The following is a 19,519-nucleotide window of genomic DNA, read 5'->3' on the forward strand; positions in this document are numbered from 1 at the left end:
CCGTTCCGGGCCTCATCGGCCCTGAAATATGGCGTGATTCCCGTCGTAACCGCACGTCACGGCGGTTCCGCGCATCCGGACGGCATGTCGGCGGCACCCCATATTCTCCGCCTCATGAGGAATTCAAAGGTTCTGGTCGCCCTGCTCGCAGCAGGTCTGCTCACCACCGGCTGCGGCTCCGACGGCGGCTCCGCATCGGGGTCCACGTCCGGAGGGGACAAGAAGTCCGGGGACGCCGCAGCCGGGAAGGCCCTGCCGGTTCTCGTGGACGGCCCCCAGAAGGACGTGCTCAAGAGCGGCGACGAAGGCCTCAAGGTCACTCCCGCACCCGCACGTGGAGCGTCGTTCACGAAGCAGGTGGAGCACCGGCTGCGCGAATCGGTCCTGTCGACCACCGGGGTCCCGGGCAAGACAGCGGCCGACTGCCCGGACGGGGTGACACAGAAGGCCGGTGCGGTCAGCACGTGCACCGTGACGTACGAGGGGGCAGAGATCCCCTACGAGGTCACGATCAGCGACTCGTACCGCGAAGGCAGCTTCATCACCTCCTACACCGCCGAGCCCGGCAAGGGCCTGCTGGTCGCGAAGGTGGTCTACAACCAGTTGCACGAGCAGTACGGTGCCGGTTCCGGGCGCAGCGACGCGAGCAAGCTCTCCTGCGACGAGATCCCGGTCGCGAAGGCCTACGACTGGGACACCGACTCCGGCTACACGTGCCAGTTCTGGAGCAAGTACGGCGGCGACGGCGACGGCGGCTACAAGACCCTGCGTATCACCATCGGCCCGTCCGGCTACAACGCGCCCGGCTTCGAGGAAGTCGAGTAGGACCCCTCACCCGCACGGTGGGGCCGTTCCCCCGGAGCCGGACGCGACGGCATGGAACGCCCCACCCCCGCCCCGTACGCTCGTACCCATGACGACTGACGTACCCCTCCCCGCCCCCGGCCGTGCGATCGAGACCCTCGACGCGCTCACCTCCGAGCAGGCCGACGCCGTCCTGGCCCTCCTCGGCGAGGCGGCCGGGACCGACGGCAGGGAGGCGGTCTCCGAGCAGGGGCGGCTCCAGCTCCGGGGCGAGCACCGCGAGGGCGTCCGGCACTTCCTGCTCACCGCCGACGGAACACTCGCCGGGTACGCCCAGCTGGAGGACACCGACCCGGTCGAGGCCCCCGCCGCCGAGCTCGTCGTCCACCCCGCCCACCGCGGCCACGGGCACGGCCGGGCCCTCGGCGCCGCCCTCCTCGCCGCGACCGGGAAGCGGCTGCGGGTCTGGGCGCACGGCGGCAAGTCGGCGGCCCGCCACCTCGCCCAGGTCCTCGGCCTCTCCCTCTTCCGGGAGCTGCGCCAGCTCCGCCGGCCCCTGGACTCGATCGACATCCCCGATCCGGTCCTGCCCCCGGGCGTCACCGTCCGCACCTTCGTGCCGGGCCAGGACGACGCGGCCTGGCTCGCCGTCAACCACGCGGCCTTCGCCCACCACCCCGAGCAGGGCTCCCTCTCCCAGCGGGACCTGGACGACCGCAAGGCCTCGCCCTGGTTCGACCCGAAGGGCTTCTTCCTCGCCGAGCGCGACGGCGAGATCATCGGCTTCCACTGGACGAAGGTGCACGCCGAGGAGCAGCTCGGCGAGGTGTACGTCGTCGGCATCCTGCCCGAGGCCCAGGGCGGCGGCCTCGGCAAGGCGCTCACCGCGATCGGGCTGCGCCACCTGGCGGCGCAGGGGCTGCCGAACGCGATGCTCTACGTCGACGCCGACAACCCGGCGGCCCTGTCCGTGTACGAGCGGATGGGCTTCGCCACGCACGAGGTCGACCTGATGTACCGCACGGAGTCCTGACAATCGGGCAGCACCGTCAAGGGCCTTGGGGGCGGCGTCGCTTGACGCCGCCCCTTCTTTGCGACACCCTTTCACTACTCAATTAGTGAAAGGGTGGTGCACATGGCAGAGTCGGCAGCGGTCGAGTTCCGTATCGACCGGCGCAGCGGCGTCGCCACCTACCTGCAGATCGTGCAGCAGACCAAACAGGCTCTCCGGCTGGGCGTGCTGGAACCCGGCGACCGGCTGCCCACGGCCCGCGAGGTCGTCGAGGCGACAGCCATCAACCCCAACACCGTCCTCAAGGCCTACCGCGAACTCGAACGCGAAGGCCTCGTCGAGGCCCGCCGCGGCCTCGGCACCTTCGTCCGCCGGACGCTCGGCAGCGCGGCTGCCGCGGGCGACGCACCACTGCGGGCCGAACTCGCCGACTGGGCCCGCAGAGCCCGCACCGCGGGACTGGACAAGGACGACGTGAGCGCTCTCTTCACCGCCGTACTGGACAGCACATTCAAGGGGGACCAGGACTCATGACAGGCGCCGCGATCGAGGCGACCGGCCTCGGTATGAAGTACGGGCGAAAGGCCGGGTGGGCGCTGCGCGACTGCTCGTTCCGGCTGCCCGCCGGACGGGTGTGCGCTCTCGTCGGGCCCAACGGTGCCGGGAAATCCACCCTGCTCACCCTCGCGGCGGGCCTCCTCCGGCCCACCGAGGGAACGGTGCGGGTCCTCGGCTCCGCCACCCCCGCCGAGGCCCGGCCGCGTATCGCCTACGTGTCCCAGGACAAGCCCCTGTACCCGCAGTTGACCGTGGCCGACACCCTGTGGGCCGGCCAGGAGCTCAACCCCTCGACCTGGGACGCCGCGGCCGCCGGACGGATCGCCGGACCGCTCCCGCAGGACGCGAAGGTCCGCACGCTCTCCGGCGGGCAGCGCACCCGGCTCGCGCTCGCACTCGCGCTGGGCAAACGGCCCGAACTGATGCTGCTGGACGAGCCGATGGCCGACCTCGACCCGCTCGCCCGGCACCAGCTGATGGGCGTCCTGATGGCCGAGGCCGCCGAGCACGCCACCACCATCGTGATGTCGTCGCACATCCTCACCGAACTGGAGGGCGCCTGCGACTACCTCCTGCTCGTCGACGGCGGCACGGTCCGGCTCGGCGGCGAGAGCGACGACATCGTCGCCGCGCACGCCGTACTCACCGGCCAGGTCCGCGACCTCGCACCGCACACCGTCGTCGAGTCCCGTACGACGGGGCGTCAGCTCACCGCACTCGTACGGAAGGAGGGCCCGGTGGACCTCGCCGCCTGGGACGTCACGGAGCCTTCGCTGGAGGAGCTCCTGCTGGCCCATCTCCGCTCGCCCGAGGCTCCGCCGCTGCTCACACCGAGCGCCTGCGGCGGGCCGAGCAGGGCGGAGGCCGCCATATGAGCACCCTCGCCCCCCTACGCGGCCCCGCCCGCGTGGCCGTACGCCAGCACCGGCGCGCCCTGCAGATCGCGGGTCTGGCCGCCGTGGCCGGAATCGTCGTCCTGATCGGCTACGCGCTGTGGACGTCCCACCTCATCGACGCGTTCGAGGCGGGCCCCTGCGAGGCCTCGGGCGTCTCCGGCCCCGAGTGCGACCAGCGGATCAGGGACTTCAGCGACGCCACGTACCGGTTCAGCAGGCTGATGACCTACGCGTCGGTGGTACTCACGGCCCTGCCCGGGGTCGTCAGCGCGTTCGTCGCCGGCCCCATGATCGCCAGGGAGCTGGAGAGCGGTACGTACCGCATGGCCTGGACCCAGTCCGTGACACCCACGCGCTGGCTGGCCGCCAAGCTCGCCGTCCCGGGCGTGCTGCTGGTCGCCGGTGCGTCCGTGCTGTCAGCCGTCTTCACCTGGGCACGGACACGGGCGGGCGCCGAGAGCAGCCCGCTCTACTGGTACGAGGCACCGGTATTCGCCGCGACACCCCCCGCGAGCGTCGGCTACACGCTGCTCGGCATCGCCGTGGGCGCACTCACGGGGCTGCTGGTGCGCCGCACCGTGGCCGCGATGGCGGTGGCAGCGCTCGTCACGGGCACCGTGATCGCGACGCTCGGGTCCCTCCGGAGCAGCCTCTGGCCCATGCTGACCGAGATCCGCCCGACCGAGGGGAACTCGGGCATTCCGGTGACCTCCTGGGTCGTCGACCTCGGCCGGGTCACCGGCAGCGGTGAGCGGCTGCCCTGGGAGGTGTGCGTGCCGCAGGCCGACGAGGCCGTCATGCCGCGGTGCCTGGCCGAGCACGACGTCACCGGCGCGTTCATCGACTACCACCCCGCCTCGCACTTCTGGCCGCTCCAGCTCGTCGAGACCGGCATCCTCCTCGCCCTCGCCGCCCTGGCCCTCGCGCTCGCCTTCCGCGTACTGCGCCGACGCCACGGCTGAGAGACCTCCCTGTCCGGGCCCGGGGGGAGCCCGGACAGGGAGAACGCATACGGTGAACGGGGACATCCCCGCAGTCACACCGCTTCCTGCATGTCATGTCGCCGTTACCAGCCATTCAGACGCGCTTGCGACCCTCACGGGATGCAGCCAGCTCTGCCCACCCCCCGCAACGGGAGCGAACCCGGTCCTCCGGCCTCTCCCGTATCTTCCGTGATCTTTAACGGCTCCGACGCGCCCCTGGAGCCGAACGCACGGAAGAATAGGTCCATGAGCCAGCAGCCCAGCTCCGAGGTCCCGGTCCAGCCCGCCCAGCCGTCGGTCGGCTCCCTCGCCGCGCACCGGCCGAATGCCGTCGCCGGCTCGTCGTCCGCGCCCGCCGGCCTGTCCACAGCCGCTGACCTGGACCCCGATCTGGACAACGACGCCGACGCGTACGAGCCGGAGACGGACGGCGAAGAGCTGCCGCAGGGCCGGTTCCTCGACCGGGAACGCAGTTGGCTCGCGTTCAACGAACGAGTGCTGGAGCTGGCCGAGGATCCCGCCACGCCCCTCCTCGAACGGGCTAATTTCCTCGCCATCTTCGCCTCGAACCTGGACGAGTTCTTCATGGTCCGGGTGGCGGGACTCAAGCGCCGTATCGCCACCGGCGTCGCCACCCGCTCCGCGTCCGGGCTCCAGCCCCGCGAGGTCCTCGACCTGATCTGGACCCGCTCGCGCGAGCTCATGGCCCGGCACGCCGCCTGCTACCAGCAGGACATCGCGCCCGCACTCTCCGACGAGGGCATCCAGCTCATCCGCTGGCCCGAGCTGACCGAGAAGGAGCAGGCCCGCCTGTTCACCTTCTTCCGGCAGCGCGTCTTCCCCGTGCTGACCCCGCTGGCCGTCGACCCGGCGCACCCCTTCCCGTACATCTCCGGCCTCTCGCTCAACCTCGCCGTCGTCGTACGCAACCCGGTCAGCGGCCACCGCCACTTCGCCCGCGTCAAGGTGCCGCCGCTGCTCACCCGCTTCCTGGAGGCGTCGCCGCAGCGCTACGTCCCCATCGAGGACATCATCGCGGCCCACCTCGAAGAGCTCTTCCCCGGCATGGAGGTCCTCGCCCACCACATGTTCCGGGTCACCAGGAACGAGGACCTGGAGGTCGAGGAGGACGACGCCGAGAACCTCCTCCAGGCCCTGGAGAAGGAGCTCATGCGGCGCCGCTTCGGCCCGCCGGTCCGCCTGGAGGTCGAGGAGTCCATCGACCCGTACGTGCTGGACCTGCTCGTACGCGAGCTGAAGATCTCCGAGACCGAGCTCTACCCGCTGCCCGGCCCGCTCGACCTCACCGGACTGTTCGGCATAGCGTCCCTGGACCGGCCGGAACTGAAGTTCCCCAAGTTCATCGCGGGCACCCACCGCGATCTCGCCGAGGTCGAGTCCGCCTCCGCGCCCGACATCTTCGCCGCCCTGCGCGAACGCGACGTGCTGCTGCACCACCCCTACGACTCGTTCTCCACGTCCGTCCAGGCCTTCCTGGAACAGGCGGCGGGCGACCCGGACGTCCTCGCGATCAAGCAGACCCTGTACCGGACCTCGGGCGACTCCCCGATAGTGGACGCCCTGATCGATGCCGCCGAGTCCGGCAAGCAGGTCCTCGTACTCGTCGAGATCAAGGCCCGCTTCGACGAACAGGCCAACATCAAGTGGGCCCGCAAGCTGGAGGAGGCCGGCTGCCACGTCGTCTACGGCCTCGTCGGCCTCAAGACCCACTGCAAGCTGTCGCTCGTCGTGCGCCAGGAGGGCGACACGCTGCGCCGCTACTCCCACGTCGGCACCGGCAACTACCACCCCAAGACCGCCAGGCTGTACGAGGACCTCGGCCTGCTCACCGCCGACCCGCAGGTCGGCGCGGACCTCTCCGACCTCTTCAACCGGCTCTCCGGCTACTCGCGCCGCGAGACGTACCGCCGACTGCTGGTCGCCCCGAAGTCCCTGCGCGACGGACTGATCGCCCGCATCAACAAGGAGATCACCCACCACCGCGCGGGCCGCTCCGCCTACGTCCGCATCAAGGTCAACTCGATGGTCGACGAAGCGATCATCGACGCCTGCTACCGGGCCGGGCAGGCCGGCGTGACGGTCGACATCTGGGTACGCGGCATCTGCGCGATCCGCCCCGGCGTCAGCGGGCTCTCCGAGAACGTCCGGGTCCGCTCGATACTGGGCCGCTTCCTCGAACACTCCCGGGTCTTCGCCTTCGGCAACGGCGGCGAACCCGAAGTCTGGTTCGGCAGCGCCGACATGATGCACCGCAACCTCGACCGCCGGATCGAAGCACTGGTCCGGGTCACCGACCCCGCGCATCGCGCCGCCCTCTCCAGGCTCCTGGAAACAGGCATGTCCGACACCACGTCCTCCTGGCACCTGGGTCCCGACGGAAACTGGACCCGGCACGCCGCGGACGCGGACGGCCAGCCTCTGCGGCACGTACAAGAGATGCTCATCGACGCACGGAGGCGCCGGCGTGCGACGCCCTGACCACCTGACGACGACGCAGGCACCGGACCTCTCCGCCGAGGCCGTCCTCGCCCCCTACCTGCGGGAACAGGCCGCCGACTTCCTGCGGAGCCTGCGCCTGCACCGCGAGCACAGCGCCCCGACGGACGCCGGCACCCAGGGGGCCGAGAAGGCCGCCGGTTCGCTGCGCCGCTCCGCACGCCGTATCAGCGGCACGCTGCACACCTTCCGGGGGGTGCTCGACCCGGTCTGGGCCGACCAGCTCCGTACGGAACTGGCCTGGCTCTCCGGCACGCTGGCCCGCGAACACGCGTACGCCACCCGGCTGGCCCGGCTGCTGGAGGCACTCCACCAGCTCTCGGGCGCCTCGCTCCCGGCAGCGCGGACGGCAGCGCCCGCGGCCGACGGCGACTCCGGCGCCACCCGCGACAAGGAGCGCGCCGCGCTCGGCGTCGGTGCGGCGCGGGCCGGAGCCCTTCTGGAACGCCAACTGACCCTCGCCAGGACCCGCGCACACTCGGCCGCGCTCCAGGCGCTCGGCTCCTCCCGCTTCCACGCGGTCGCCGACGCCGTCGCGCTCCTCGCCTCCGAGGTCCCCCTGGCACCCGCCGCCACGGCCCCTGCCGCCGACGTGCTGAACGGCCCCGCGGAGCGGGCCGAGCAACGGATGCTCGGTGCGGTGGCCGCGCTCCCGCCCGACGAGACGGTGGAGCCGTACAACGACGCGCAGGACGCGCTGTGGCACCAGGCCCGCCTGCTGCTGAGGCTGCACCGGTACGCCCACGAGGTGGTCCAGGGCGCCCCCGATCCGGTCCTGGCCGGGGCGGGGCACGCCCTCGACCTGCACCGGGACGCGGCGGAGGCCGCCGCCGCCGCGGCAGCCGCGGCCCGCACCCCGCGGATCGCCCCGGCGACGGCGTACGCCCTGGGGGTGCTCCACGCCGACCAGCGGCACGAGGTGGAGGCGGCCCGCAGCGTGTTCCGGGAGACCTGGCCATACGCGGCGGCGGCCGTGCCGGCATCGTGAGCCACCAGCCGGGCGACCCCGCCGACAGCCCCGTTCTGGCCGCGGGCTGCGTGCTGTGGCGCAGGTCCCCGTACGACGGAGGACTGGAGATCTGCCTGGTCCACCGGCCCCGGTACGACGACTGGTCCTACCCGAAGGGAAAGCTGAAGCGCGGCGAGACAGCGCTCGAGGGTGCCCTGCGCGAGGTCCTGGAGGAGACGGGACACCACTGCACCCCGGGCCCCCGGCTGCCCATGTCCCGGTACCAGGTGAACGGCCGCCCGAAAGAGGTCACCTACTGGGCGGCCGAGGCGACCGGCGGCACGTTCGTACCCAATGACGAGGTCGACCGGCTGATCTGGCTCCCGCCCACGGCCGCCCGCAACCGCCTCACCCGCCCCCGCGACCGCGACCAGCTGGACGCGTTCCTGGAGACGCCCGCCGTCTGACACGGGACGGCGAGCTGTCCTCGGGCGCGGCCGCGCGCCCCGCCCGGGACACCGGTCCGGCGACGAGGGCACCGCCCCCGCCGGCCCTTCAGCACCGGAACCAGCCCGCCCGGCACGGTTCACCTTCCGTTCACTCTGCCCCGTAGGGCGCTTCACCTGTTCTGCCTAATTTCGGACGTACACGGTGCACGGCGCCAAGCCACGCACCATTCCTCATCGCACGCCGCCCCGCACCACCAGCCGCGGCGGCTCCTGGAAGGAACACCCCGAAAGTGAAGCTTCAGCGCAAGAACCGGCTTCGTGCCACCGCGCTCGGTGCCCTCGCCGTCTCCGGCGCCCTGGTCCTCACGGCGTGCGGTTCGGACGACAACACCGGTGCCGACGCGAACGGCGGCACCAAGACCAGCGCCGCCGCGTCGAACATCAAGTGTGACGGCGCCGAGGGCCAGCTGCGCGCCTCCGGGTCGAGCGCCCAGAAGAACGCCATGGACCTCTGGGTCAAGAACTACATGGCGGCCTGCTCGGGTGTGGAGGTCAACTACAACTCCTCCTCCTCCGGCGAGGGCATCGTGGCCTTCAACCAGGGCACCGTCGGCTTCGCCGGCTCCGACTCGGCGCTGAAGCCCGAAGAGGTCGCCGAGTCGAAGAAGATCTGCAAGACCGGCCAGGGCATCAACCTCCCCATGGTCGGCGGCCCCATCGCGATCGGCTTCCACGTCGAGGGTGTCGACAAGCTCACGCTCGACGCCCCCACGCTCGCCAAGATCTTCGACACCAAGATCAAGAAGTGGAACGACCCGGCGATCGCCAAGCTCAACGATGGCGTCAAGCTGCCGGACAAGGCCATCCAGCCCTTCCACCGCTCCGAGGACTCCGGCACCACGCAGAACCTCGGCAAGTACCTGAACGCCGCGGCCGCGAACGACTGGAAGTACGAGGCCGAGAAGAAGTGGCCCGCGCCCGGTGGCCAGGCCGCCTCCGGCTCCTCCGGTGTCGCCACCCAGGTCAAGCAGGTCGACGGCTCCATCGGCTACTTCGAGCTGTCCTACGCCGCCTCGCAGGACATCACCACCGTCGACATCAACACCGGTGGCGCCGCCCCGGTCCAGGCCACCTCGGAGAACGCCTCCAAGGCCATCGCCGCCGCCAAGATCAAGGGCACCGGCAAGGACCTGGCGCTCGACCTCGACTACACGACCAAGGCCGAGGGCGCGTACCCGCTGGTCCTGGTGACGTACGAGGTCGTCTGCGACACCGGCAACAAGGCCGAGACCCTCGGCACCGTCAAGTCCTTCCTGACCTACGCCGCCTCCGAGGACGGCCAGAAGGTCCTCTCCGAGGCCGGCTACGCGCCGATCCCCGCGGAGATCAACGCCAAGGTCCGCGAGACGGTCGCAGCCCTCTCGTAACCCGTACCGCGCACGACGCACACGGCGGGCCGGTCCGGGACACCCCTCCGGACCGGCCCGCCACCAGCCCCATCCGGTGCACCGCCGCCAGGGGAGCCGCCGCTCCCCCACACAGACCGGAAAGATCATGGCTTCCACGACACCGCTCGACATCCCACCGGCTCCGCCGGCGACGCGCGGCCGCCCCAGGACCACCGGGCGCGCCGGCGACAAGATCTTCCTGGGCCTCTCGCGGGGCTCGGGCATCCTGCTGCTCGTGATCATGGCGTCGATCGCCGTGTTCCTCACCTACCGCGCCGTCATCGCGATATCGAAGGACGAGGGCAACTTCCTCACCACCTTCGACTGGAACCCGGCCGGTGACCCGCCGGTCTTCGGCATCGCGGTCCTGCTCTTCGGCACGGTCGTCAGCTCGATCATCGCGATGCTCATCGCGGTTCCGATCGCTGTCGGCATCGCCCTCTTCATCTCGCACTACGCGCCACGCAAGCTGGCCGCCCCGATCGCCTACGTCATCGACCTGCTCGCGGCGGTGCCCAGCATCGTCTACGGCATCTGGGGCGCGCTCGTCCTCGTGCCGTACCTGGAGGGCCTGAACCTCTGGCTCGACCAGTTCTTCGGCTGGACGTACATCTTCGAGAAGACCGAGGTCGGCGTCGCCCGCTCGCTCTTCACCGTCGGCATCCTGCTCGCGATCATGATCCTGCCGATCGTGACCAGCGTCAGCCGCGAGGTCTTCCTCCAGGTCCCGAAGATGAACGAGGAAGCGGCGCTCGCCCTCGGAGCCACCCGCTGGGAGGTCATCCGCCTCTCGGTACTGCCCTTCGGCCGCTCCGGGATCATCTCCGCCTCGATGCTGGGCCTGGGCCGGGCGCTCGGCGAGACGATGGCCGTCGCCACGGTCCTGTCGCCGAGCTTCCTCATCTCGCTGCACGTGCTCAATCCGGGCGGCGGGACCTTCGCGCAGAACATCGCGGCCAAGTTCGGCGAGGCCGACGAATTCGGGCGCGACGCCCTGATCGCCTCGGGCCTCGTCCTCTTCGTCCTCACCCTGCTGGTCAACGGCGCGGCCCGGCTCATCATCGCCCGCCGCAAGGAGTACTCGGGGGCCAACGCATGAGCCACGCCACCACCACCGACGTCCAGGACAAGCGTCCGCGGACCTCGCCGGATCACCGCAAGGGCAGCCTCAGCAGCCGCAGCCTCCCCCGGTGGGCGCCCCTCGGATTCGCCGCCGTCGCCATCGCGCTCGGCGTCGGCATCAGCGTCGCCGCCGGCTGGCACAGCCGCGTGCAGTGGGGCCTGATCTCCGCCCTGCTCTTCCTGGCCATCTCCTACGTCGTGACGACCGTGGTCGAGAACCAGCGTCAGGCCAAGGACCGCCTCGCCACCAGCATCGTCTGGGTGTGCTTCGTCGTCGCCGTCGTCCCGCTCGCCTCGCTGCTCTGGACCACCATCAGCCGCGGCTCCGAGCGTCTCGACGGATACTTCCTCACCCACTCCATGGCCGGGGTCCTCGGCTCGGAGGACAGCGGCGGCGTCTACCACGCGCTGATCGGCACCCTGGAGCAGGTCGGCATCGCCACGCTGATCTCCGCCCCGCTCGGACTGCTGACCGCGGTCTACCTCGTCGAGTACGGCAAGGGCGCGCTCGCCAGGTCCGTCACCTTCTTCGTCGACGTGATGACCGGAATCCCGTCGATCGTCGCCGGTCTCTTCATCCTGTCGATCATGCTGATCGCGAGCATCGAGCCGTCCGGCCTGATGGGCGCGCTCGCCCTGACGATCCTGATGATCCCGGTCGTGGTCCGCTCCACGGAGGAGATGCTCAAGCTCGTCCCGAACGAGCTCCGCGAGGCCTCCCTCGCCCTGGGCATCCCCAAGTGGCGCACCATCCTGAAGGTGGTCCTCCCCACCGCGATCGGCGGCATCACCACGGGCGTCATGCTCGCCATCGCCCGTATCGCGGGAGAGACGGCTCCGATCATCCTGCTGGTCTTCGGCAGCCAGCTGATCAACACGAACCCCTTCGAAGGCGCCCAGTCCTCGCTGCCGTTCTACATCTACGAGCAGTACAAGGTCGGCGAGGCCGCGTCCTACGACCGCGCCTGGGCCGCCGCCCTGGTCCTGATCGCCTTCGTCATGATCCTCAATCTGGCGGCGCGCGGTATCGCCCGCTGGAAGGCCCCGAAGACCGGTCGCTGACGCGGCCAACAGCGACCTCCGAAAGAAGCAGTGATTCTCATGGCCAAGCGCATCGACATCGGCGGCCTCTCCGCCTTCTACGGCTCCCACAAGGCCATCGAGGACATCTCGATGACCGTGGAGCCCCGCTCCGTGACCGCCTTCATCGGCCCGTCCGGCTGCGGCAAGTCCACCTTCCTGCGCACCCTGAACCGCATGCACGAGGTCACCCCCGGTGGCCGCGTCGAGGGCAAGGTGCTGCTGGACGACGAGAACCTGTACGGGCCCGGGGTCGACCCGGTCACCGTGCGCCGCACCGTGGGCATGGTCTTCCAGCGCCCGAACCCGTTCCCGACCATGTCGATCTTCGACAACGTCGCCGCGGGCCTGAAGCTGAACGGCTCGTACCGCAAGAACCAGCTGTCGGACGTCGTCGAGAAGTCCCTCAGGGGCGCCAACCTCTGGAACGAGGTCAAGGACCGCCTGAACAAGCCCGGCTCCGGCCTCTCCGGCGGCCAGCAGCAGCGCCTGTGCATCGCCCGCGCCATCGCGGTCGAGCCGGACGTGCTGCTGATGGACGAGCCGTGCTCGGCACTCGACCCGATCTCGACCCTCGCGATCGAGGACCTGGTCGGTGAGCTGAAGGAGCGCTTCACGATCGTCATCGTGACGCACAACATGCAGCAGGCGGCGCGCGTCTCGGACCGTACGGCGTTCTTCAACCTGTCGGCGGTGGGCAAGCCCGGCCGGCTGATCGAGATCGACGAGACGGAGCGGATCTTCTCCAACCCGTCGGTCCAGGCGACCGAGGACTACATCTCGGGCCGCTTCGGATAACCACAGACGGCCTTGGGGTGCTGCATGGCGGTGCCACCACAAGGCAGAGGGCCCGCCCCCGGTCCCGATCTTCCGATCGGAGCGGGGGCGGACCCATGCGACACGGTCACCCCGTACTCGCCGTCATCGCGGTTCGGCCGTCACGCCGTCAGGCCGTCACCCGAAGAGCAGGGCCACGACGCCGTAGCTCAGCGCGGCGACCAGCGCCGCGGCCGGCATGGTGATGAACCATCCCAGGATGATGTTCTTGGCCACGCCCCACCGCACGGCGTTCACCCGCTTCGTGGCGCCCACACCCATGATCGCCGAGGTGATCACATGCGTCGTGGAGATCGGCGCGTGGAACAGGAACGCCGAGCCGAACATGATCGACGCACCCGTGGTCTCCGCCGCGAAGCCCTGCGGCGGGTCCAGCTCGATGATCTTGCGGCCGAGCGTACGCATGATGCGCCAGCCGCCCGCGTACGTACCGAGCGAGAGCATCAGCGCACAGGCGATCTTCACCCAGACCGGGATCTCGTCGTTGGGTCCCTCGACATCGGCGATGACCAGCGCCATCACGACGATGCCCATCGTCTTCTGCGCGTCCTGGAGGCCGTGCCCGAGCGCCATGCCCGCCGCCGAGACCGTCTGCGCGATACGGAAGCCGCGCTTGGCCTTGTGGGGGTTGGACTTCCGGAACATCCACATGATCGCGACCATCACCAGATAGCCCACGACCAGACCGATGACCGGCGAGAGGAACATCGGGATGACGATCTTGTCGAGGACGCCGTCCCAGTGCACCATCGTCCCGCCGGCCAGCGCCGCGCCGACCATGCCGCCGAACAGGGCGTGCGAGGACGAGGACGGCAGACCGTAGTACCAGGTGATGAGGTTCCAGATGATCGCGCCGACCAGCGCCGCGAAGAGGATTCCCATCCCCTTCTGCCCCTCGGGCGTGGCGATGATCCCTTCGCTGACGGTCTTGGCGACCCCCTGGCCCAGGAAGGCGCCGGCGAGGTTCATCACAGCGGCCATCGCCAGAGCCGCACGCGGGGTCAGCGCCCGGGTGGAGACCGAGGTGGCGATGGCGTTCGCCGAGTCGTGGAAGCCGTTCGTATACGTGAAGCCGAGCGCGACGCCGATGGTCACGATCAGCGCAAAGGTGTCCACGAGGTTCAGGACTCCTTGACCGCGATGGTCTCCACGGTGTTCGCAACGTGCTCGAACGCGTCAGCGGCCTCTTCCAGCACATCCACGATCTGCTTGAGCTTCAGCACCTCCATGGCGTCGTACTTGCCGTTGAAGAGCTGGGCGAGCAGCTTGCGGTGGATCTGGTCGGCCTGGTTCTCGAGACGGTTGACCTCGATCCAGTACTCGGTGAGGTTCTGCATGGTCCGCAGGCTCGGCATCGCCTCGGCGGTCAGCTCCGCAGCGCGGGCCAGCACCTCGATCTGCTGCTCGACACCCTTGGGGAGCTCGTCCACCTGGTACAGCACGACCAGGTCGACGGCCTCCTCCATGAAGTCCATGATGTCGTCGAGCGACGACGCGAGGTTGTAGATGTCCTCGCGGTCGAACGGCGTGATGAAGGAGGAGTTCAGCTGGTGGAAGATCGCGTGGGTGGCATCGTCCCCCGCGTGCTCCGCTGCCCGCATACGCTCCGCGATCTCGACTCGGGAGGCAGAATCCGCCCCGAGCAGTTCCATCAGGAGTTTCGAGCCCGTGACGATGTTGTCCGCGGATGCGGAAAACATGTCGTAGAAGCTCGTCTCCCTGGGGGTCAGACGAAAGCGCACGTGGGGTCCTCGGGGTGCTTTGGATTCGGTCAGGCTGATGCTAGGCGCATCATCCGGCCACGGCTAACCGGCGTTATTCAGTGTCGCGCATCGGGCACAGTGATCAGCACGGCCCCCCGGTCACGTTTCGGCTGGATTCGTTACGATATACCCGGCAGGGGTATACAGACCGGGCAGACAGGTCTACGGACGCAGAGCAAGAGGACAACGGGAGGACCCCATGACGACGACCGAGGCCACTGAATCAGCCGACGCAGCCGGTACGGAAGAGGTCGTCACCGACCATGACCGCGGCATCCACGGCTACCACCACCAGAAGGACGAGCACCTGAAGCGGCTGCGCCGCATCGAGGGCCAGGTCCGTGGCCTGCAGCGCATGGTGGACGAGGACATCTACTGCATCGACATACTCACCCAGGTCTCGGCGTCCACGAAGGCACTGCAGTCCTTCGCGCTCCAGCTACTGGAGGAGCATCTGCGCCATTGCGTCGCCGATGCCGCGGTCAAGGGCGGAGCGGAGATCGACGCGAAGGTCGAGGAGGCCACGAAGGCGATCGCCCGCCTCCTGCGCACCTGAGGTGGCCGGAAACGTATGGGGCTCCGACAAGGTCCGTGAGATGTCCGACAGCGGCGGAGCCGGAGCTCATCCCCCGTGGGTGCACTGCCGGGGGATCGTCGGCGGCCGCTCGGCCAGGGCCGTCGTGACGTTGAGCACCTCGTCGATGCGGTCCGGACTCAGCCGGTCCTCACACGTGGCCGAAGCCGCGATCATGAGCTCGCCGCACAGTTCGATCTCGGCGAGAGCCACACAGTCCTGAGCGTTCGGAGCGCTGAGCGTCACCACCTGCGTCACCTCTCTCTGCCGTCGCCGACCCTGGCGCACCGACTTCCTAGGGTAGGCAGCGCAACACTCACCGCGCATGGCACGGACGGACCATTTCAGCCCCCTCCCTACGGTGTTTCCGGGCCACCCCGCCCCTGCTGGATGCTGCCCGTGTAGATGTCCCCGGCGGGCGGAAGCTCCACGGCGACCGGTGCCCCGAACCCGTACAGCAGCATCGTCGACACCACCGACACCGCCGGTCCCTCCGAGGCGAAGCTGAAGCGGTGGCGCACCTTCCGCAGCAGTCCCTTGTCGTCGAGGTACACGTCGAACGGCACCGCGTCCGTGCTGAACCCTTTCGCCGCGGCCGCCAGCGCGCCGCGCGAGGACGGCGACGCCACCACCGCCGCCCGCCCGATGTCAGAGGTCCCCCGGTAGTGGCGGACCGCCACCCCGGCGAGCTCCGTCCTCCCCACGTACGTCACCTCGCCCGCCCCGCGCAGCAGTTCGGCGGCGGCCATCGGATCGGTGACGCCGCCCGTGACGAGGTTGCCGTCCTCCAGGGCCGTCGTGTCGATCCTGACCCACTTGTCGTCGGGCACTCCGGCACCGCGGTTCTTCATGTAGAGCGCCCCGGGCGCCAGCAGCTCCGTGATCGGCCGGTGCCCGGCCGCCCCTGCGGCGTCCTTCGGCAGTACCACCTTGATCCGGCCCAGCTGCCTGCGGAAGTCGTACGCTCCCTGGCCCCGGATCGTCACCCGCGTCCCGCCGGCCGCGGTCTCCATCGACGTACGCGTCCCGGCGCTGCCCGCTGCGGTCAGCCGGTCGGCGGCCCGCCGGACCACGGCCGCCGGGGTGCCGGCGGGTCCGCCGTCACCGGCCACGGACCGCTCGCCGGCCCCGTCACCGCCGCTCCTGCCGGAGCACCCGGTGCTCACCGCCATCACACCCGCCACGGCCAGGGCGCACACAGCCAGTGCCCCGCCTCCGCACCTGTGCTGCTGCACCACCATCGCCTGCCAACCCCCAACGACGTACCCCTGACCGAGCTCCCGCCCGCCTCGCCTAACGACCACCGGGGCGCCCCGTCACGCCACAAGGGCCCGCCCCACCCCACCCGGGGGCTCAGGGAAGCCGATCGGCCCACCCGCAGACGGTCGCCGGCCGGCCCCAGTACCGTGGACGCGTGTATGAGGACCCCCCGGACTCCGCCGTCCAAGCCCCCGCCCCGGCACACACCACCACCACCGTCGAACGAGGCTCGTTCTGCCTGGCCCGCTGCACCTGCGGCTGGTCGGGACCGGCCAGACGCTCGCGCGACCGGGCCCGCACCGACGCCGAACACCACAGCGCCGCGCCGGGCCGCCCAGAGGCGCCCGGTCTCTGAGGAGTGCCGGTGGGTGCCGGTGGGAAACGTCCCCGGCTAAGGGGTGGCCGGACGCTCGAGGATCTCTTCCAGCCGCCGCACGAAGGCGTCCGTGTCCGGACCTGTCTCCGGCAGGAGCTTCCGGAGGAGAGCCAGGTCCTCCGCCAACTCCTGGATCAGGTTCCGGGCGGGCGCACGGTCGAGCAGGGCGTCGAACAGCGCGGCGGCCCCGTCCGGGTCCGGCAGCGCGCAGGTCATGACGAACAGGCACTCGTGCGCCCACGCAGCCTTCGGGCCCTCACCCTCCGCCCCGGCCGCGGACACCCGGACAGCGCGCCGGAACTGCTCCGTGGCCGCCTCCTCATCACCGGTCATGCGCAGAGCCACGGCATGCAGACCCAGGTTCCAGCCGTCCTCGGAGTCGAGGCCGAGGCCCCGGACACAATCGGCGAGCGCCTCGTCATGGCGGCCCATGAGCAGAAGGACCTGGGCGCGGCCGTTGATGATCCATTCGGAGCGCGGGGCGACATCGAGGGCACGGGTGTAGTCGGCCAGGGCCTTCTCGTGACGTCCCGTCGCCTGGTACGTCTGCGCGCGGCTGCCCAGGGCCCAGGCATAGCCGGGGTTGATGTCGAGGGCACGCGTGTAGTCGGCCAGTGCCTCGTCGAAACGGGCCGTTTCCCGGTACGTCTCACCGCGGTTGGCGAAGGCCCACGCATAGTCGGGGTCGAGCTCGATCGCGCGGGTGTACTCGGCGAGCGCCTCCTCGTGACGCCCCATCGCCTGGTACGTCTGCGCGCGGCTGCCCAGGGCCCAGGCATAGCCGGGGTTGATGTCGAGGGCACGCGAGAACTCGGCGAGCGCGTCCTCGTACCGCTCCAGCACCTGGTAGGTCAGCCCGCGGCTGCCCAGGGCCCAGGCGTACCCGGGGTCGAGTTCGACGGCACGCGAGAAGTCGGCCAGAGCCTCGTCGAAACGCTCCATGCGCCGGTACGTCTCCCCGCGGCTGGCGACGGCCCACTCATACCCGGGGTCGAGCTCGATCGCACGGGTGTAGTCGGCCAGAGCCTCCTCGTGCCGCCCCATGGCCAAGTACGTCTGGCCGCGGCTCGCGACGGCCCACTCGTAGTCGGGTTCGAGCTCGATCGCACGGGTGCAGTCGGCCAGGGCCTCCTCGTACCGGCCCATGAGCCGGTACGTCTCACCGCGCGCCGCGTAGTTGCGCGCGGTGTCCGGCGCGAGGCCCAGGGCCGCTGCGCAGTCCGCCAGCGCGCTCTCGTGGTCACCCACCGCCCGATGCTCGCGGGAGCGGACACGGTACGCCAGACTCCGTCCGTCCGGGTCCAGTTCGGACGCGGCCAGCAGCAGCGTCAGCACGGCGAGGCCTGCCGCGTCCTGCTCCCCCGCGGCTTCCAGGCGCTGCCCCCAGGAGGTGAGGGCGGCGGCCCCGGTGTCGTCCCCGGCCTGGCCGAGGATCTGGGCCCAGCGGCGCAGCGTCGCCAGGTCGAGATCGACGGCGTGGACCGCCTGGTGGAGGGCGTCCGGCAGCGCGGTACGCGGGTTCGCGCACAGCCGGTGGTACGTCTCGTTGAGCCGGTGCTCGCGCCAGGCGGCGTCCTCCCAGTGCCCGTCGGTCCCGGTACCGAGATCGGCCTCCGCCGCCAGCCGCCACTGCTCGAACATGTCGGCGAGGCGCGTGTGCGCCTGCTGCCACCGGGAGGGGGACCGGGTGCGCTGCAGGCGCAGCATCGCGGCCCGCACGACGTCGTGGTAGCGGCACCGGCCCGCCTGCGAGGAGACGAAGGCCAGGCCGCGGAGCCACGGGTAACCCTCGGCAGCGGCTTCCGGAACGGCGGAACGGTAGATGTCCTCGTTCAACTGCAAGGGCAGCGCGCAGGCCAGCGCCGCCTCACGGCGCTCCGCGTCCGGCTCCCACCGCAGGAACCTCTCGACCGCCGTCTCGGACGGATCACCGATGCTGTCGCCCGTGCCCGGATCGCTCCGGGCCAGCATGTCGACCAGCAGCGGAAGCCGCCCGGACAGGCGCAGGACCAGCTCGACGCTGGGCTCGTCGGCGACGCCGTGCGCGGCGAGGAGCGTACGGGCCTCCTCCTCGGTGAACACCTCCAGGCGCACCTCGGTGACCTGCCCCAGCCAGTCGCCCCAGACCCGGGCGTCCAGGCGCAGCTGCCCGGACAGCACGACCTGCACATTGACCGGCAGGCCCCCGTACTCCTCGCCGAAGACGATGCTCCGCAGCCAGGCGTCGAGCACCGGTCCGGTCCGCTCGTACACGTCGAAGAACAGCACCACCCGCTCGCACCGCTCGGAGACGTCCGCCAGGTCCTCCAGGAAGACCGGGGCGAGACTCGCCACCGGATTCATCACCAGCTGCACATCGTCGTGGCTGCGCAGCCGCATGTTCAGCATCGTCCGCATCCGGTCGGCGCCCAGCGCCACCTGCTGCGGATCGACCGCACCGACGAACGCCCCGACACCGGGCAGCATCCCGAGCCCGACCAGACCCACCTGCGCGGCCACCGTGCTCGACGGCGAGGCGGCAGGTACGGACTCCGCCGCACCCGGCTCACCCGGGGCGGCCTGCGGAGCGGGAGCCGCGTTCTCGGCCTGGTGCCGGCGCTGACGGTAGATCGCCAACTGCTTGTCGAACCGCTTCAGCGGGTGCCCCTGCTGACCGAGCCGGGCACTGACCGTCTCCATCGCCTCGAGCGCGTCGTGCACATCGTCGTCGACGAACGCCGTGACCACCGAGGCCTGCTCGCGCGCCGCGGCCTCCCACTGCCGTACGAGGGTCGACTTGCCCACGCCGCCGTTGCCGCGCACATGGAACAGGAACGGGAAGTCCACCTCTTCCGGATCGCGGGCGAAGGTCTCCCGGAAGACCGCCAGCTCACCGCGGCGCCCCACGAACC

At 70.4% G+C, this 19,519-nt stretch carries 19 protein-coding genes; 14 read left to right on the forward strand and 5 right to left on the reverse strand.

Translation table 11 applies throughout. The features are described 5' to 3' along the window. The first annotated feature begins 114 nt into the window (after nucleotides 1-114). The 12 genes from OG257_RS18145 (at nucleotide 115) to pstB (ending at nucleotide 12,616) form a co-directional block, all read left to right on the forward strand. Entirely contained in the window at nucleotides 115-825 is a 711-nt protein-coding gene (locus tag OG257_RS18145; RefSeq protein ID WP_329208761.1) for a DUF4333 domain-containing protein, read from the forward strand. A gap of 88 nt (nucleotides 826-913) precedes the next feature. Further along, entirely contained in the window at nucleotides 914-1,837 is a 924-nt protein-coding gene (gene mshD, locus OG257_RS18150) for a mycothiol synthase (protein ID WP_329208762.1), read from the forward strand. Between the two features lie 102 nt (nucleotides 1,838-1,939). Next, nucleotides 1,940-2,350: a GntR family transcriptional regulator gene (locus OG257_RS18155; protein WP_329208763.1), complete on the forward strand. Its 411-nt coding sequence runs from the start codon at nucleotides 1,940-1,942 to the stop codon at nucleotides 2,348-2,350. Next, nucleotides 2,347-3,249, forward strand: a complete 903-nt coding sequence (locus OG257_RS18160; protein ID WP_329208764.1) for an ABC transporter ATP-binding protein — start codon at nucleotides 2,347-2,349, stop codon at nucleotides 3,247-3,249. Before OG257_RS18155 ends, OG257_RS18160 begins: the two co-directional genes overlap by 4 nt. Beyond that, nucleotides 3,246-4,232, forward strand: a complete 987-nt coding sequence (locus tag OG257_RS18165; protein WP_329208765.1) for a hypothetical protein — start codon at nucleotides 3,246-3,248, stop codon at nucleotides 4,230-4,232. Before OG257_RS18160 ends, OG257_RS18165 begins: the two co-directional genes overlap by 4 nt. Nucleotides 4,233-4,499: 267 nt before the next feature. Beyond that, a complete protein-coding gene (locus OG257_RS18170; protein WP_329208766.1) occupies nucleotides 4,500-6,752 on the forward strand; it encodes an RNA degradosome polyphosphate kinase in 2,253 nt (750 codons plus the stop codon). Beyond that, complete coding sequence (locus OG257_RS18175) at nucleotides 6,739-7,758, forward strand: CHAD domain-containing protein (RefSeq protein ID WP_329208767.1); 1,020 nt, start codon at nucleotides 6,739-6,741, stop codon at nucleotides 7,756-7,758. Before OG257_RS18170 ends, OG257_RS18175 begins: the two co-directional genes overlap by 14 nt. Next, a complete protein-coding gene (locus OG257_RS18180) occupies nucleotides 7,755-8,186 on the forward strand; it encodes an NUDIX hydrolase (RefSeq protein WP_329208768.1) in 432 nt (143 codons plus the stop codon). Before OG257_RS18175 ends, OG257_RS18180 begins: the two co-directional genes overlap by 4 nt. A gap of 272 nt (nucleotides 8,187-8,458) precedes the next feature. Further along, nucleotides 8,459-9,595, forward strand: a complete 1,137-nt coding sequence (gene pstS, locus OG257_RS18185) for a phosphate ABC transporter substrate-binding protein PstS (RefSeq protein ID WP_329208769.1) — start codon at nucleotides 8,459-8,461, stop codon at nucleotides 9,593-9,595. 127 nt (nucleotides 9,596-9,722) lie between these two features. Then, nucleotides 9,723-10,715: a phosphate ABC transporter permease subunit PstC gene (pstC, locus tag OG257_RS18190; protein WP_329208770.1), complete on the forward strand. Its 993-nt coding sequence runs from the start codon at nucleotides 9,723-9,725 to the stop codon at nucleotides 10,713-10,715. Continuing rightward, on the forward strand, nucleotides 10,712-11,800 hold the full coding sequence (gene pstA / locus OG257_RS18195) for a phosphate ABC transporter permease PstA (RefSeq protein WP_329208771.1): 1,089 nt from the start codon (nucleotides 10,712-10,714) through the stop codon (nucleotides 11,798-11,800). Before pstC ends, pstA begins: the two co-directional genes overlap by 4 nt. Nucleotides 11,801-11,839: 39 nt before the next feature. Further along, nucleotides 11,840-12,616 (forward strand): phosphate ABC transporter ATP-binding protein PstB, encoded by a 777-nt coding sequence (pstB, locus tag OG257_RS18200; RefSeq protein ID WP_329208772.1) that lies wholly within the window; start codon nucleotides 11,840-11,842, stop codon nucleotides 12,614-12,616. Between the two features lie 156 nt (nucleotides 12,617-12,772). On the opposite strand, the gene OG257_RS18205 is transcribed toward pstB, so the two are convergent. After that, nucleotides 12,773-13,771, reverse strand: coding sequence for an inorganic phosphate transporter (locus OG257_RS18205; RefSeq protein ID WP_329208773.1), 999 nt, complete (start codon nucleotides 13,769-13,771; stop codon nucleotides 12,773-12,775). Nucleotides 13,772-13,776: 5 nt separating this feature from the next. Next, a complete protein-coding gene (locus tag OG257_RS18210) occupies nucleotides 13,777-14,397 on the reverse strand; it encodes a DUF47 domain-containing protein (RefSeq protein WP_329208774.1) in 621 nt (206 codons plus the stop codon). A 220-nt stretch (nucleotides 14,398-14,617) separates the two neighbouring features. On the opposite strand from OG257_RS18210, the gene OG257_RS18215 reads away from it, so the two are divergent. Beyond that, nucleotides 14,618-14,974, forward strand: coding sequence for a metal-sensitive transcriptional regulator (locus tag OG257_RS18215; protein ID WP_329208775.1), 357 nt, complete (start codon nucleotides 14,618-14,620; stop codon nucleotides 14,972-14,974). A gap of 66 nt (nucleotides 14,975-15,040) precedes the next feature. On the opposite strand, the gene OG257_RS18220 is transcribed toward OG257_RS18215, so the two are convergent. Together OG257_RS18220 and OG257_RS18225 are read right to left on the reverse strand one after the other, a co-directional pair. Next, nucleotides 15,041-15,250, reverse strand: a complete 210-nt coding sequence (locus OG257_RS18220; RefSeq protein WP_329208776.1) for a hypothetical protein — start codon at nucleotides 15,248-15,250, stop codon at nucleotides 15,041-15,043. A gap of 98 nt (nucleotides 15,251-15,348) precedes the next feature. Then, nucleotides 15,349-16,233 carry a hypothetical protein gene (locus OG257_RS18225; RefSeq protein ID WP_329208777.1) on the reverse strand — a complete coding sequence of 295 codons (885 nt, stop codon included), beginning with the start codon at nucleotides 16,231-16,233 and terminating at the stop codon, nucleotides 15,349-15,351. Between the two features lie 173 nt (nucleotides 16,234-16,406). Between OG257_RS18225 and OG257_RS18230 the strand changes: the two genes are divergently transcribed. Beyond that, a complete protein-coding gene (locus tag OG257_RS18230; RefSeq protein ID WP_329208778.1) occupies nucleotides 16,407-16,607 on the forward strand; it encodes a hypothetical protein in 201 nt (66 codons plus the stop codon). A 36-nt stretch (nucleotides 16,608-16,643) separates the two neighbouring features. Here OG257_RS18230 and OG257_RS18235 read toward each other — a convergent pair whose 3' ends face one another. Beyond that, nucleotides 16,644-19,514, reverse strand: coding sequence for a tetratricopeptide repeat protein (locus OG257_RS18235; RefSeq protein ID WP_329208779.1), 2,871 nt, complete (start codon nucleotides 19,512-19,514; stop codon nucleotides 16,644-16,646). Nucleotides 19,515-19,519 lie beyond the last annotated feature (5 nt).

The sequence above is a fragment of the Streptomyces sp. NBC_00683 genome (assembly GCF_036226745.1).
In the GTDB taxonomy this organism is placed as follows: Bacteria; Actinomycetota; Actinomycetes; order Streptomycetales; family Streptomycetaceae; genus Streptomyces.

What these genes read in the sequence shown, in the direction of transcription:
- OG257_RS18145 (WP_329208761.1), top strand. Translation starts at nt 115, where the DNA reads ATGAGGAATTCAAAGGTTCTGGTCGCCCTGCTCGCAGCAGGTCTGCTC.
- mshD (WP_329208762.1), top strand. Translation starts at nt 914, where the DNA reads ATGACGACTGACGTACCCCTCCCCGCCCCCGGCCGTGCGATCGAGACC.
- OG257_RS18155 (WP_329208763.1), top strand. Translation starts at nt 1,940, where the DNA reads ATGGCAGAGTCGGCAGCGGTCGAGTTCCGTATCGACCGGCGCAGCGGC.
- OG257_RS18160 (WP_329208764.1), top strand. Translation starts at nt 2,347, where the DNA reads ATGACAGGCGCCGCGATCGAGGCGACCGGCCTCGGTATGAAGTACGGG.
- OG257_RS18165 (WP_329208765.1), top strand. Translation starts at nt 3,246, where the DNA reads ATGAGCACCCTCGCCCCCCTACGCGGCCCCGCCCGCGTGGCCGTACGC.
- OG257_RS18170 (WP_329208766.1), top strand. Translation starts at nt 4,500, where the DNA reads ATGAGCCAGCAGCCCAGCTCCGAGGTCCCGGTCCAGCCCGCCCAGCCG.
- pstC (WP_329208770.1), top strand. Translation starts at nt 9,723, where the DNA reads ATGGCTTCCACGACACCGCTCGACATCCCACCGGCTCCGCCGGCGACG.
- pstA (WP_329208771.1), top strand. Translation starts at nt 10,712, where the DNA reads ATGAGCCACGCCACCACCACCGACGTCCAGGACAAGCGTCCGCGGACC.
- pstB (WP_329208772.1), top strand. Translation starts at nt 11,840, where the DNA reads ATGGCCAAGCGCATCGACATCGGCGGCCTCTCCGCCTTCTACGGCTCC.
- OG257_RS18215 (WP_329208775.1), top strand. Translation starts at nt 14,618, where the DNA reads ATGACGACGACCGAGGCCACTGAATCAGCCGACGCAGCCGGTACGGAA.
- OG257_RS18225 (WP_329208777.1), bottom strand. Translation starts at nt 16,233, where the DNA reads ATGGTGGTGCAGCAGCACAGGTGCGGAGGCGGGGCACTGGCTGTGTGC.